This is a genomic window from Pseudideonella sakaiensis, from assembly GCF_048320135.1.
GTDB classification, from domain to species: Bacteria; Pseudomonadota; Gammaproteobacteria; order Burkholderiales; family Burkholderiaceae_C; genus Ideonella_A; species Ideonella_A sakaiensis_A.
Genome location: NZ_CP182947.1, coordinates 2,630,245 through 2,643,666, shown reverse-complemented (window position 1 = coordinate 2,643,666; position 13,422 = coordinate 2,630,245). Strand labels below are relative to the sequence as shown.

The 13,422-nt window shown below is 66.9% G+C and carries 13 protein-coding genes; 6 read left to right on the top strand and 7 right to left on the bottom strand.

The annotated features are described in order from the left end of the window. Window positions 1-6 precede the first annotated feature (6 nt). From ACNH6H_RS11925 to ACNH6H_RS11915, 3 genes are read left to right on the top strand one after another with little or no spacing between them, the layout of a single operon-like run. Window positions 7-276, top strand: a complete 270-nt coding sequence (locus tag ACNH6H_RS11925) for a MoaD/ThiS family protein (protein WP_418317920.1) — start codon at window positions 7-9, stop codon at window positions 274-276. A gap of 3 nt (window positions 277-279) precedes the next feature. Next, window positions 280-1,356, top strand: a complete 1,077-nt coding sequence (locus ACNH6H_RS11920; RefSeq protein WP_418317918.1) for a WD40/YVTN/BNR-like repeat-containing protein — start codon at window positions 280-282, stop codon at window positions 1,354-1,356. A 19-nt stretch (window positions 1,357-1,375) separates the two neighbouring features. After that, entirely contained in the window at window positions 1,376-2,614 is a 1,239-nt protein-coding gene (locus ACNH6H_RS11915) for a lanthionine synthetase C family protein (RefSeq protein ID WP_418317917.1), read from the top strand. 19 nt (window positions 2,615-2,633) lie between these two features. Here the strand turns inward: ACNH6H_RS11915 and ACNH6H_RS11910 are convergent, their stop codons facing one another. From ACNH6H_RS11910 to ACNH6H_RS11880, 7 genes are all read right to left on the bottom strand, one after another. After that, window positions 2,634-3,635, bottom strand: coding sequence for a DMT family transporter (locus ACNH6H_RS11910; RefSeq protein WP_418317916.1), 1,002 nt, complete (start codon window positions 3,633-3,635; stop codon window positions 2,634-2,636). Window positions 3,636-3,692: 57 nt separating this feature from the next. Further along, the gene (locus ACNH6H_RS11905; RefSeq protein WP_418317914.1) at window positions 3,693-4,757 is read right to left on the bottom strand and encodes a DUF6792 domain-containing protein; all 1,065 of its coding nucleotides are present in this window, start codon (window positions 4,755-4,757) and stop codon (window positions 3,693-3,695) included. 78 nt (window positions 4,758-4,835) lie between these two features. Then, a complete protein-coding gene (locus ACNH6H_RS11900) occupies window positions 4,836-5,312 on the bottom strand; it encodes a VOC family protein (RefSeq protein WP_418317913.1) in 477 nt (158 codons plus the stop codon). Window positions 5,313-5,392: 80 nt separating this feature from the next. Next, the gene (locus ACNH6H_RS11895) at window positions 5,393-5,929 is read right to left on the bottom strand and encodes an SRPBCC family protein (protein ID WP_418317912.1); all 537 of its coding nucleotides are present in this window, start codon (window positions 5,927-5,929) and stop codon (window positions 5,393-5,395) included. Between the two features lie 77 nt (window positions 5,930-6,006). Continuing rightward, entirely contained in the window at window positions 6,007-6,984 is a 978-nt protein-coding gene (locus tag ACNH6H_RS11890; protein WP_418317910.1) for a Bug family tripartite tricarboxylate transporter substrate binding protein, read from the bottom strand. Window positions 6,985-7,087: 103 nt separating this feature from the next. Beyond that, window positions 7,088-7,723: a BON domain-containing protein gene (locus tag ACNH6H_RS11885; RefSeq protein ID WP_418317908.1), complete on the bottom strand. Its 636-nt coding sequence runs from the start codon at window positions 7,721-7,723 to the stop codon at window positions 7,088-7,090. Then, complete coding sequence (locus tag ACNH6H_RS11880) at window positions 7,720-8,316, bottom strand: phosphoheptose isomerase (protein WP_418317906.1); 597 nt, start codon at window positions 8,314-8,316, stop codon at window positions 7,720-7,722. The genes ACNH6H_RS11885 and ACNH6H_RS11880 overlap by 4 nt, the downstream gene beginning before the upstream one ends. A gap of 503 nt (window positions 8,317-8,819) precedes the next feature. On the opposite strand from ACNH6H_RS11880, the gene ACNH6H_RS11875 reads away from it, so the two are divergent. The 3 genes from ACNH6H_RS11875 to ACNH6H_RS11865 are packed head-to-tail and all read left to right on the top strand — an operon-like array spanning window position 8,820 to window position 13,422. Then, the gene (locus ACNH6H_RS11875) at window positions 8,820-9,821 is read left to right on the top strand and encodes a UDP-glucuronic acid decarboxylase family protein (RefSeq protein ID WP_418317904.1); all 1,002 of its coding nucleotides are present in this window, start codon (window positions 8,820-8,822) and stop codon (window positions 9,819-9,821) included. Window positions 9,822-9,826: 5 nt separating this feature from the next. Continuing rightward, entirely contained in the window at window positions 9,827-10,867 is a 1,041-nt protein-coding gene (gene galE, locus ACNH6H_RS11870) for a UDP-glucose 4-epimerase GalE (RefSeq protein WP_418321291.1), read from the top strand. Then, window positions 10,864-13,422 (top strand): glycosyltransferase, encoded by a 2,559-nt coding sequence (locus tag ACNH6H_RS11865; RefSeq protein WP_418317903.1) that lies wholly within the window; start codon window positions 10,864-10,866, stop codon window positions 13,420-13,422. Before galE ends, ACNH6H_RS11865 begins: the two co-directional genes overlap by 4 nt.

Below are 13,422 nucleotides of genomic sequence, written 5' to 3'. Positions count from 1 at the left end.
GGCGCGATGGCGAAGATCTTCTTCACGCCGCAGCTGCGCCGGTTTCTCGATGTCGTAGACGTCGACAGCAATGCATCGACCTTGCGCGCGGCCCTCGACGACGCCTTCGTCGTCAACCCGCGGCTGCGGGCTTACCTGCTTGACGACCAGGGCCATCTGCGGGCCAATGTCGTGGCCTTCATCGACGGCAGACGCAGCGACGACCGCGTCGCGATGGCCGACCCGCTGCGGCCCGAAAGCCGGGTTTTCGTGATGCAGGCCTTGTCCGGAGGCTGAACGATGACAAACAACCGTGCCTGGGTTGCCACCCGCAAGGGCCTGTTCGAGCTGCGCCGCGGTGCGCAGGGCTGGAACATCCATCACATCAGTTTTCTCGCCGAGCCGGTCAGCATGCTGCTGCCACCGCAGGCCGACGGGCGCATGCTGGCAGCGCTGAATCTGGGCCATTTCGGTGTCAAGGTCCATGCGTCCGACGATGCCGGCGAAAGCTGGACCGAGGTTGCGACGCCGCAATATCCGCCGCAGCCCGAAGGCGCCGAGGGCCCGCCGTGGAAGCTGGTGCAGATCTGGTCGCTGGAAGCGGCGAATGGCACGGTCTGGGCCGGCACGCTGCCCGGCGGCCTGTTCCGCTCGGCCGATTTCGGGCGCAGCTGGCAGCTCGTCGAAAGCCTGTGGAACCAACCTGGACGGACGGCATGGTTCGGCGGTGGCTACGACGTGCCGGGCATCCATTCGATCTGCCCGCATCCGCAGCGGCCCGGCGAAGTGCTGGTCGGCATCAGCTGCGGCGGTGTCTGGGTCACGACCGACGACGGCGCAAGCTGGGCGCTGCAGGCCAGCGGCATGAAGGCCAGCTACATGCCACCCGAGGCGGCTGAAGACGGCAATACGCAGGATCCGCACCGCATCGTCCGCTGTGCGGCCGCTCCCGACACCTTGTGGTGCCAGCATCACTGCGGCATCTGGCGCTCGACCGACAACGCGGCGTCGTGGCAGCCGATCGACGGCGCGCCCGGTTCGTCATTCGGTTTTGCCGTTGCGGTGCATCCGCAGGATCCGGCGACCGCCTGGTTTGCACCGGCCCAGTCCGACGAGCGGCGGGTGCCGCTGGAAGCGGCGCTGTTCGTCAACCGCACCAGCGACGACGCGGCAAGTTTTGCCAGCCAACGCAACGGCTTGCCGCAGCAACACTGTTATGACCTGGTCTACCGCCACGGTCTTGCCGTCTCCGACGACGGTCAGCACCTGCTGATGGGTTCGACCACCGGCAACCTGTGGGCCAGCGCCGATGGCGGCGACCACTGGCAGCAGGTGTCGGCCAATCTGCCGCCGATCCACGCGGTGCGCTTCGGCTGAGGAATTTCCGGTACACGCCATGGGTGCCAGCAAGACGTCGGCCCGGTCGGCGCTGTTCGACCCGGCGCGCCATCAGCCGCTGACCACCACTGCGTGGAATGCCGATGCCGCGTGGCAGGCAGTCCGGCGGATCGCCGCTGCAGCCGAGGCCGAATTCGACGCCGCCGATGCCGGCTGGAAAACCCATCCGCTCGACGATGCGCAGCAGCCCGGCGCCCAACACCACCTCTACTTCGGCGCGGCCGGCGTGATCTGGGCATTGCGCCATCTGCAGCACCAGCAGGCGATCGAACTGCAGACCGATTTCAGCGCGGCGATCGAACAGCTGCCGCGGCGAACGCGCGATGCCTTGGCGCATGAGCAGCACGGCTCGGCTTCCTACCTGCTCGGCGAAAGTGGCGCCTTGCTGCTGCAGTGGCGTGCGACGCACCAGGCAGCAACCGCCGACGCCTTGTTCGACGTCGTCCGCGGCAACCTGCGCAACCCGGCTCGTGAAGCGCTGTGGGGCAGCCCGGGCACGCTGGTCGCGGCGATCCACATGGCCGAGGCCAGCGGCGAAGCGCGCTGGGCCGAGCTGCTGCAGCAAGGCATGCAGGTGTTGCTCGACGAGATGCTGATCGACCCCGATACCGGCACCTGGATCTGGGAGCAGGATCTTTATGGCGCAAAGCGCCGGCTGCTCGGTGCCGGCCACGGCTTCGTCGGCAATGTCTATCCGGCGTTCCGCGCCGCCCATCTGCTCGACCCGGCGCTGGTCGCGGTGCTGCAGCACCGCGCGCTGGAGACGCTGCAGGCGACCGCGTTGCACGATGGCGATTGTCTGAACTGGCATCCGATGGTCGATGCGGAGCGCGTCGCGCCCGGTCATCTGCCGCTGGTCCACGATTGCCACGGCGCGCCGGGTGTGGTTTGCCGGCTCGCGAATGCGCCGCGCAGCGCCGACTGGGATGCGCTGCTGCGCGGTGCCGGCGAACTGGTCTGGCGCGCCGGGCCGTTGTCGACCAAGGGTGCATCGCTGTGCCACGGCACGCCGGGCAGCGCGCTGGCCTGCCTGAAGCTGTGGCGCCGCTTCGACGACCCGATCTGGCTCGCCCGCGGCCGCGCGCTGGCGATGCACAGCATCGAACTGGTCGAGCAGCATCGCGCGTTGCATGGCGCCGGACGGCACAGCCTGTGGACCGGCGATCTCGGCGTCGCCTGCCTGCTGTGGAATTGCATCACCGAGGACGACCAGTTTCCGACGCTCGACATCTTCTGAGCGCGGCAGTTTTCAGCGATCAACCACCTGCGCCGTTCGACACCGGCTGCGGCTGCGGCCTGGCGCGCAGTGCCCACGCGACGCCGGCAACCAGCAGCGCGATGCCGGCGACGGTCTGCGCCGGCGGCCAGGTGCCGCGCAAGACAAATGCATAGGCCAGCGCTGCCAGCGTCTCGAAGACGATCAGCTGGCCACTCAGCGTCGGCGGCAGGCGCTGGCTCGCCTCGTTCCAGCACAGGGTGCCGAGCCAAGACGACAACAGGCCGATCGTGAACATCAGCAGCACGAAGTCGACCGCGCGCGGGCCGAGCGGCATCGGAAAGTCGCTGCCGCCGGCTGCCGACCAGAGCCACATGCCGATATAGCCGGCAAGCGCGAGCGGCAGCGTCGCCAGCCCCTGCGCGGTGGCCCAGCTGCGCGGGCTGCGCTCGGCATGGGCGCGCAGCCATTCGGCATTGCGGATCGGGTACCAGGTCCAGCAGGCGACTGCGCCGATGGCCAACAAACCGCCAAGCGCATAGCTGCCGAGATCGACCGCCGGGTCGGTGCGCAGATGCTGCAGCTCCGCGCCATTGACGAGCAGGATGCCGGTGCCGATCAGCGCCAGCGATGGCAGCATCCGTGACCACGGCACACTGGCCTCGACGCGCACGCCGACGCGCTGGCCGCGCAGCCGGGCAGTCACCGCGATCACGACCGGCAAGGTGCCGATGATCATCGTCGGCAACGGGCCGCCGGCGCGTTGCAGTGCGCTCGACAGGAACAGGTAATAGACGATGTTGCCGACCAGCGCGAGCTTGCCGGCCTCGACCCAGTCGGCACGCGTCAGCTCGAGCAGCCGGCGCCGGTCGAGCCAGCCGAGCGGCAGCGCTATCAGGCCGAATGCAAGATAGCGGCCGAAGGTGTGCAGTGCGGCCGGGTAGTCGCGCAGCAGCAGCGGGCCGACAAAGACGAGGCCCCACATCAGGCCGGCGGCGAGCGCAAACAGCGTGCCGGAGATCAGTGCGGTGCGGTGGCTCATCGCCGGATTGTCGGCGCCAGCGTTTTGTGCTGCAGCCGGATGCCGGGCGGCCGATGGTCAGTCGTCGTCTTTCGGACGCTCGCAACCGTCGGGTGATGCGGGGTTGAGCACCACCTGCTCGATGAAGCTCAGCGGATAGTGGTGTCTTGCCGGCTGATGCGGATCCTGCGCCGCGATCAGGTTGGCGAATTCACACGAGATGATCTTCATCGAATGGCCGCCGAAGGCGCGCCGCGGCGCCAGCTGCAGGCCGATGTCGTGGCGGCCGTAACGTGCATCGGTGAAGCTCGTCGAGATGAAGCGGATCTTCTCGAGGATCTCGCCGCCGTGATAGACGCGGTGGAAGATCGGATAGGCATTGCCGATCCCGCCATCGAGCCGCAAATGCGACCAGTTGGTCACCGGGCTGGTATTGAAGGTGTAGACCGCAGCGACGTCCTTCGACATGTAGCCCGCCTGCTGCGCCAGCCCGCCACCGAGTGAATGGCCGGTCGCATGGATCAGCGGCGGGGTGCCGTCGGCGCGGAAGCGGGCCGACAACGCGGCGAGGATTGCCGGCAGCCGCTCGCGAACCAGCGTGTACTGGTTCGGCTCGAAGCCGAGGAAGGCGGTCAGGTTCGAACTCCAGTCGTAGAAAAACTGGCTGCCGCGGTTCTCGGTGCCGCGAAAGGCGATCACCGCCTGCCTGAGCTTGCCGTCGCCATCCTCGAACACATAGGTCTCGTAATACAGGCCCGATGCGTCGAAACACGGCTGCACACCGTCGATCTTCGGATTCCAGCGCTTCCAGCGCCCGTCCTGCGGTCCGCCGTGCGGCATCCCGAAACTCGGCACCTTCGCGTCGTCGCCGCCGAGGTAGTTGCAGCCGCTGCCGATCCGCCGATCGGCCGGAATGTCGCGGCGGTAGACGACATCGGCAAACAAGGCCATCAACCCGAATTCACGCGCCATCTCGGTCAGGAAGACATCGGACGCCAGGCTCGGCTCGCTGAGGTCGTTGCCGGCATCGTTTTGCGGCAGGCTCGCGTAATAGGTCAGTGCTGCGCCGCAGCCGGAGAGGGCTGCGGCGAGAAGCAGGGTCGAGGAGATGCGAAGAAGAAATCGGGAGGTGGCTCGTTGCATTGGCAGTTCGGCTTCGATCACGGGCTGGTCAGGCGCCGGCCGTATCGGTGGGACAGTCAAGCGTCGGTTGAAGCGTTTTCACCCCGCCGCCTTCAGCAGCGTCGCGATGTCCAGCTTCGTCATCGGCATCATCGCCTGCATGATGCGGGCCGCGCGGTCGCGGTCGGCGCCGCCGAGGATGTCGGTCAATGCGGTCGGCACGATCTGCCACGACAGGCCGTAGCGGTCCTTCAGCCAGCCGCACTGGCCGGTCGATCCGCCGTCGCCGAGGCTGTCCCAGAAGAAGTCGAGTTCGGGCTGGGTTTCGCAGCGCACCGACAGCGAGACGGCCTCGGTGAAAGGGAAGTCCTGGCCGCCGTTCAGCGCGATGAATTCCTGCCCGGCAAGCGTGAAGCGCACCGTCAGCACGCTGCCGGCCGGCGCAAAAAAGCCCTCGGGCCAGCGGACCCTCTCGTCGATCCGCGAATCGGGAAATACCGACACGTAGAAGTTGGCCGCTTCCTCGGCCAGCGATGTGAACCACAGGCACGGCGAGATGGCTTGTACTTGCGACATGGTTGCCGACCCTCCGGGGTTGCCACTTCAAAGACCTTGCCGATCTTGCCCGCCGGACCGCGCCGGCGGTTTGCGCCAGGTCAGCCTTTCGTGCCGCCGCGCTGCACCTCGTCGAGGTGTGCCGCGAGCTGGTCCATCGTGCCTTTCCAGCCCATTTCCATGCTCAGGTGGGAGGCGTCGAATACCTGCATCTCGGCTTCGGTGGCGTTCAGCGCCTGCCATTGCAGCGTCATCGTCGTCTGCCCGGTGCCGGCCTCGGTGAGGGTGGTCGTCGACAGCGTGTGCATCGGCCACAGCGGCGCCATCGGATGGCGGGTCAGCCCGCCGGCTTCGTCGGAGAACTGCACGACGGTGACCAGCCGCTCGGGCGGCGCGATCTCGCGGAAGGTCCATTTGCCCCACATCGTTGCGCCGCCGGGCAGGCGCATGCCGTAGTGGTAGCTGCCGCCCTCGCGCAGGTCGAGCCGGCCGGCGACCGGCTCGAGGCCGGCCGGGCTCATCCAGCGCTGCAGGTGGTCGCGCTTGGTCAGTGCGTCGAATACCAGTTCACGCGGCGCGCCGAACTGGCGCGTGATCGTGAACGGTTTCGAGAGGCGGTCGTTGCTGTTGTCGGTCATCGTGCCGGCAAGTGTGCCGCCGGCGTGCCGGGCTTGCAACCGCGGCGGGACGCGCCGCGGTGCTTGCCCGCTGGTGCTCAGTCGAGCTTGACGCCGAGCTTGGTGATGATCGGCCCCCAACGCTGCGCATCGGCCTCGATCACCCGCTTGAAATCGGCCGGGCTGCCGCCGACCACCGTCAGGCCGCTTTTTGCCATCGCAGCCTGGATCGCTTCATCCTTCAGCACCTCGTTGGCATCGGCATTGATCCTGTCGACGATCGCATCGGGCATCGATGCCGGCCCGACCAGGCCGTTCCAGGCCAGCGACTCGACCTTCGGATAACCCGATTCGGCCAGCGTCGGCAGCGATTTCAGGCTGTCGGGCCGCTGCGCCGAGCTGACAGCGAGCATCCGCACCTTGTTGTTCTGCACATGGGCGAGCAGCGCCGGCGCGACCATGAAGGTCGCATCGGCATTGCCCTGCGCGACCGCCATCGCCGCCGGCGGCGAGCCGTTGTACGGGATGTGGGTGGCCTTCAGCCCGGCTTCAGACAGGAACAGCTCCATTGTCAGGTGCGCCGAACTGCCGTTGCCGAGCGAGCTGTAGTTCATCTTGTCGCCCTGAGCCTTCGCCCAGGCGATGAACTCGGCCATGTTTTTCGCCGGCACCTTGTCGACGCTGACCGCCAGCACATTCGGCTGCGACGTCGTCATGATGATCGGCTTCAGGTCCTTCAGCGGCGCATAGGGCGTCTTGTTGTACAGGAAGTGCGCATAGGCGACCGGGCCGTTGAAGCCGATCGCGATCGTGTGGTTGTCGGTCGACTTGGCCGCGACGTCGACGCCGATCATGCCGCCGGCACCCGGCTTGTTGTCGACGACCACCGACTGGCCCCATTTCGCGGCCAGCTTGTCGCTCATCAGCCGCACGATCAGGTCGAGCGAGCTGCCCGGGCCGGTCGGCACGACGATGTGCACCGGCTTGGTCGGCCAGCTCTGCTGCGCCACGGCGGGCAGCGAGACGGCGTTGCTGGCAAGAATGGCGGCGGCGGCGAGTAACAGACGGCGGTGCATGGCTTGTCTCCGTGGATGGGAGAGCGATGTTAGCGCTTCGACATCTGATGGCCGGCCGCGACTGCAGCAGCGAGGCGCCAGTCCGGCGACGCCGGTCAGGCCATCACTGCTGCTTCGGCACCTTGCCGGCGAGTTCGGCTTCGCTGACGATGTCGAACACGCGGACCACCTTGTGCACGCCGCTGACGCGGCTCGCGATCTCGGCAGCGCGCACCGCCTCGCGTTCGGTGACCACACCCATCAGATAGACGGTGCGGCGTTCGGTCACGACCTTGAAGGCCTGCGCCATCAGATCCTTGGCCTCGACCAGCGACGCCTTGACGCGGCCGGTCAGCAGGCTGTCGTTCGAACGGCTGGTAAACGACGAGACCGGCATCACGCCAACTTCATTGACGATGCTGCGCACGTTGTCGACGCGCTGCATCAGTTGCTCGACCCGTGCCTTGTCAGCCTCCGTCGCCACTTCGCCGGTCAGCAGCACGACCCGGTTGTAGCTCGTCACATTGACATGGGCCTTGTCACCAAAGGCCTCGGACAGCCGGCGCAACGCCTTCAGCTCGATCGCCTCGTCCTCGACCTGCGCGCCGGAAGTGCGCCGGTCTGAGACCATCAGCGAGCCGCCGATCATCGCGCCACCGACCAGCAATGGCGCGCAGCCGCTCAGCATCGGCAGCGCTACGGCTGCCACCGCGGAGCCCAGCAGCGTGCGGCGCAGACGCGCCCGGGAATCAAACGTCATGGATTGTCCTGTTCACCCAGCAATTGAAGGTCCACCGCATCGCACAGGCAATGCAGGGTGAGCAGGTGCACCTCCTGGATTCGCGCCGTGCGCTCGTGCGGAACGCAGATATGGACGTCGGTATCGGTCAGCAGATCGTTCATCTTGCCGCCCTTGCGGCCGGTCATCGCGACAACCGTCATGTCCTTGGCCCGTGCCGCCTCGACCGCGGCAAGCACATTGGCCGAATTGCCGCTGGTGCTGATCGCCAGCAGCACGTCGCCCGGCTGGCCGAGCGCCTGTACCTGCTTGCTGAAGACCGAGTTGAAATCGTAGTCGTTGCCGATCGCCGTCATGATCGACGAATCGGTCGTCAGCGCGATCGCCGCGAGCCCGGGCCGCTCGCGCTCGAAGCGGCCGATGAACTCGGCTGCAAAATGCTGGGCATCGGCCGCCGAGCCGCCATTGCCGCAGGCCAGCACCTTGCCGCCCGCAGTGATGCAGCCGACGATTGCATGAACCGCATCGGCAATCGGCTTCGACAACACCTCGGCAGCCGAATATTTCAGGTCGGCGCTGTCGAAGAATTGCTTCTGGATCCGTTGTTCGAGCATGGGCGGATGATATGACACCGCCCGGATGCGGCGGTTCCGCAGAGGAATACACCTTCGGAATCCGGCTCCCGGGCGTCGCTGCATCGATGCCCGACCGCGGACGACTCTGCAGCTTGATCTGGATCATGGCCGCGACGACGCCCGCGTGTGAACTTCCACTGAATGTTTGCGCCACGGCGGCTCGGGGGCCGACTCGGAAAACAGGCTTCCCCGATCGGCATTGGCGGTGCAGAATGAATCGTCAGTTACGGCAAGGTTGCAGCAGATTAGCAATCCCTAGATGACGCATGCGGCTCTGGCCGTGCGCGTCGGACTGGTACGCGCCTTGCCTGACGATCGGAAAACCTAAGTCCCGGAAAAGAAGCAAACAAACCGCGCCATTGTGGCGCCGAGGGCAGAAATCACGTTGGCTTGGTGGCCAGCGTGTGTGTCCATTGCCGGCGCCCGGCGCACCTGCGCAGGCGAGCCTTCGTGGTTCGTCCGGCGCGACCTTGGGAGCGACGATGAAACGGATTCTGGTCACCGGCGGTGCCGGCTTTCTCGGCTCACATCTGTGCGACCGGTTGCGGGCACAAGGGCACGAAGTTGTCTGCGTCGACAATTTCCACACCGGCTCGAAGGCCAACATCGCGCACCTGCTCGGCGACCCGGCATTCGAAATGATCCGCCACGACGTCACCGAGCCGCTGTATCTGCAGGTCGACCAGATCTTCAACCTGGCGTGCCCGGCGTCACCGGTGTATTACCAGGCCGATCCGATCCACACGATGAAGACCAGTGTGCTCGGCGCGATCAATGCGCTCGGGCTGTCGCGGCGCACCGGTGCGCGCAACCTGCTGGCGTCGACCAGCGAGGTCTACGGTGATCCGCTGGTCCATCCGCAACCGGAAAGCTACTGGGGCAACGTCAATCCGCACGGTTTGCGTTCGTGTTACGACGAGGGCAAGCGCAGCGCCGAATCGCTGTATTTCGACTACCGCCGCCGCCACCAGTTGCCGGTCAAGATCGTCCGGATCTTCAATACCTACGGACCGCGGATGCAGCCCGACGATGGCCGCGTCGTCTCGAATTTCATCCTGCAGGCGCTGAAGGAGCAGCCGATCACGATTTTCGGCGACGGCTCGCAGACGCGCTCGTTCTGTTATGTCGACGACCTGATCGACGGCTTCCTGCGGATGATGGAGACGCCGGACGACCAGATCGGGCCGGTCAACCTCGGCAATCCGGAAGAACACACGATGGTCGAGATCGCCGAGTTGGTGCGCGAACTGACCGGGTCGCGCTCGAAGCTGGTCTTCGCGGATTTGCCGGCCGACGATCCGAAGCGGCGCAAGCCGGATATCTCGCTGGCGCGCAAGACACTGAACTGGCAGCCGACGGTCTCCCTCGAGACGGGGCTCGGCCGGACGATCGCCTATTTCGAGTGGCTGCTGTCGCATCCCGACGAGCCGTTTGCCGCACCGGCGGTGACGCTGCAGGAGCGGGCCAGCGAAGTGCGCGCATGAATGGATTGCGGATTCTGGTCACCGGCGGCGCGGGGTATATCGGCAGCCATGCCTGCTGTGAGCTGGCCGCAGCCGGGCATCTGCCGGTCACCTTCGACAACCTGAGCCGCGGCCACCGCGCAGCGGTTCGCTGGGGCCCGCTGGTCGAAGCCGATCTGCGGGATCCGGGTGCCATCGACGCGGCATTGCGCGAATTCAGCATCGATGCGGTGATCCACTTCGCGGCATTGGCTTATGTCGGCGAGTCGATGGCCGAGCCGGGCCGCTATTTCTCGAACAATGTTGCCGGATCGTTGGCGTTGCTCGATGCGATGCACGCGGCCGGCGTGCGCAAGCTGGTTTTTTCATCGACCTGTGCAACCTACGGCTTGCCGCAGGCGATTCCGATCACCGAGGACCATCCGCAACAGCCGGTCAATCCGTATGGCGAATCGAAGCTGTTCATCGAGCGCGCGATTGCCTGGCATGCGCAGGCGCACGGGCTGCAATGGATGGCGCTGCGTTATTTCAATGCCGCCGGCGCCGATCCGCAGGGCCGCATCGGTGAAGACCACGAGCCGGAAACGCACCTGATTCCGCTGGCAATCGAGACCGCGCTCGGCAGGCGGACCGAGCTGCAGGTGATGGGCAACGACTATCCGACCGCAGACGGCACCGCGGTGCGCGACTATGTGCATGTCAGCGATCTGGCACGGGCGCATCTGCTGGCCCTCGATGATCTGCACCGCGGCGGTGCATCGATGGCGCTGAACCTCGGCACCGGGACCGGTTTTTCGGTACGTCAGGTCGTCGCGGCGGTCGAGCGCCTCAGTGGGCAAGCGGTGCGTACCCGCGAGATGGGCCGACGCGCAGGTGATCCGCCGGCGTTGGTGGCGGCACCGGCGCGCGCGGCCGACATCCTCGGTTGGCGGCCAAGCCGGTCGGGGCTCGACGAGATTGTTCGCACCGCGCTGGCATGGCACGTCGCGCGTGCGCAGCGCGATGCGTGCGGAGCAGGCGCGCCAAGCGCCTCCATCGCGCAGGAGCACGAGGAGGTACGGCCGTGAGCGCGGTGCTCGAAGAACTGGCGCCGCCACGCGACGCCGTCGCCGACGCGATGGCCCCGCAACCCGAGGCCTCGTTCGAGCACAGGCCGCGAGTGTCTGGCAAATTTCTCTACGCCGGCGATGCCAAGCTGTGGGTGCGCGGTGTCACCTACGGCAGCTTCGGCGAACAACCTGACGGCGATGGCTACCCGCCCGCAGCGCAGCTCGACGCCGACTTTGCGGCGATGCGCGCAAACGGCATCAATGCACTGCGCTGCTACACGTTGCCGCCACGGCGGCTGCTCGACCGGTCGCAGCAGCACGGTCTGCGCGTGATGGTCGGCCTGGCCTGGGAACAGCACATCGCCTTCCTCGACGAACCGGGCAGAGCCGACGCCATCGTGCAGCGGGTTGGCGAAGACGCGCGCCGTTGCGCAGGTCATCCGGCGCTGCTGTGTTATGCGGTCGGCAACGAGATTCCGGCCTCGATCGTGCGTTGGCACGGCCGCCGCCGCATCGAGCGGTTCATCGAACGGCTGTACAGCGCGGTGAAGGCGGAGGATCCGGCCGCGCTCGTCACCTATGTCAATTTCCCGACCACCGAATACCTGCAGCTGCCATTCCTCGACCTGTTCTGCTTCAACGTCTACCTGGAAGACCGCGAGCGGCTCGAAGCCTATCTGGCGCGGCTGCAGAACCAGGCCGGCGAAAAACCGCTGCTGATGGCCGAGATCGGCCTCGACAGCCGGCGCAACGGGCTGGAAAAACAGGCCGAAAGCCTCGAGTGGCAGGTGCGCAGTGCGTTTGCTTCCGGCTGCGCCGGGACCTTCGTGTTTGCCTGGACCGACGAGTGGCACCGCGGCGGTTTTCCGATCGACGATTGGGATTTCGGGCTGGTGGCACGCGATCGCACGCCGAAGCCGGCGCTTGCCGCGGTGCGCCGGGCTTACAGCGAGCTGCCGTTCCCGGCCAATACCCGCTGGCCACGCATCACCGTCGTCGTCTGCAGCTACAACGGCAGCCGCACGATCCGCGATACGCTGGACGGGCTGCAGCGGCTGGCCTATCCGGACTTCGAAGTGATCGTCGTCGACGACGGCTCGACCGATTCGACTGCGGCAATCGCCGGCGAATACGACGTGCGGCTGATCAGCACCGACAACCGCGGCCTGTCGGCGGCACGCAATACCGGCTGGCAGCAGGCCAGTGGCGAAATCGTCGCCTACATCGACGACGACGCCTGGCCCGATCCGCACTGGCTGCACTACCTCGCCTGGCGGATCATCACCGGCGACTGGGTCGGCGTCGGCGGGCCGAATATCGCGCCGCCGGGCGACGGGCCGATCGCCGACTGCGTCGCCAATGCACCGGGCGGACCGGTGCATGTGTTGGTCTCCGACATCGAGGCCGAGCATATTCCGGGCTGCAACATGGCGTTCCGCCGCGATGCGCTGGCAGCGATCGACGGCTTCGACGTGCGCTACCGCACCGCTGGCGACGACGTCGACATCTGCTGGCGGCTGCAGCAAGCTGGCGGCCGGATCGGCTTCCACGCCGGCGCGATGGACTGGCACCACCGACGCAACTCGCTCGTGATGTACTGGCGGCAGCAGAAAGGCTATGGCAAGGCCGAGGCGCTGCTCGAGCAGAAATGGCCCGAGCGCTACAACGCCGCCGGCCACCTCGCGTGGCGCGGCCAGCTCTACGGCCGCGGCTTCACGCTGCCGATCCCGTCCGGCCGGTCGCGCGTCTACGGCGGCGTCTGGGGCAGCGCGGCCTACCAGTCGCTGTACCAGCCCGCGCCGCTGACGCTGCTGCAGTTGCCGCTGATGCCGGAGTGGTATCTGGTGATCGGCGGGCTCGCCGCACTGTTGCTGCTCGGGCTGTCGTGGCCGCCGCTGCTGTGGGCATGGCCGTTGCTCGCGCTGGCGGCTGCCGGGCCGCTGGTGCAGGCCGCGATCGCGGCGACACAAGCGCGGTTTCCGATTCCGGCGCGATCAACTGGCGAACGAATGCGGCGCTGGGGGCTGACATTTCTGATGCACCTGATGCAGCCGATGGCGAGGTTGATCGGGCGGTTGGAGCATGGGTTGACGCCGTGGCGGAGGCGGGGCCGCTTGGCAAAAGCTCGACTGCGAGCAAGCCATGCGACGGTGGTCTGGAGCGAGACATGGCGCCCTGCCGAGCAATGGATCGAGGTGCTCGAAGCTGCCCTGCGGCAGCAGGGCGGAGTTGTCAGACGTGGCGACAGCTGCGATGAATGGGATCTGCTGCTGCTCGGTGGCGGTTTCTGCGGCCTCGAGCTGCGGCTGGCCGTCGAGGAACATGGCGGTGGCAGGCAGCTCGTCAGGATCGCCACGCGCTTCCATTTCAACCCGATCGCCGCGGCAGCCGGTGTCGTGCTCCTCGCGGCCGGCACGGCAGCGGCATTGCAGGGGGGATGGGTTGCCGCCGGGGCCCTTGCCGCAGCAGGTTTCGCAATAGCGATCGCGATCCAACGCGATTGCGCGGCGTCGTCGGGCTGCTGGGCCGCCGTCGCGCAAGGGGCGTGGGCGCCCCAACCGGAATCAGGCTGA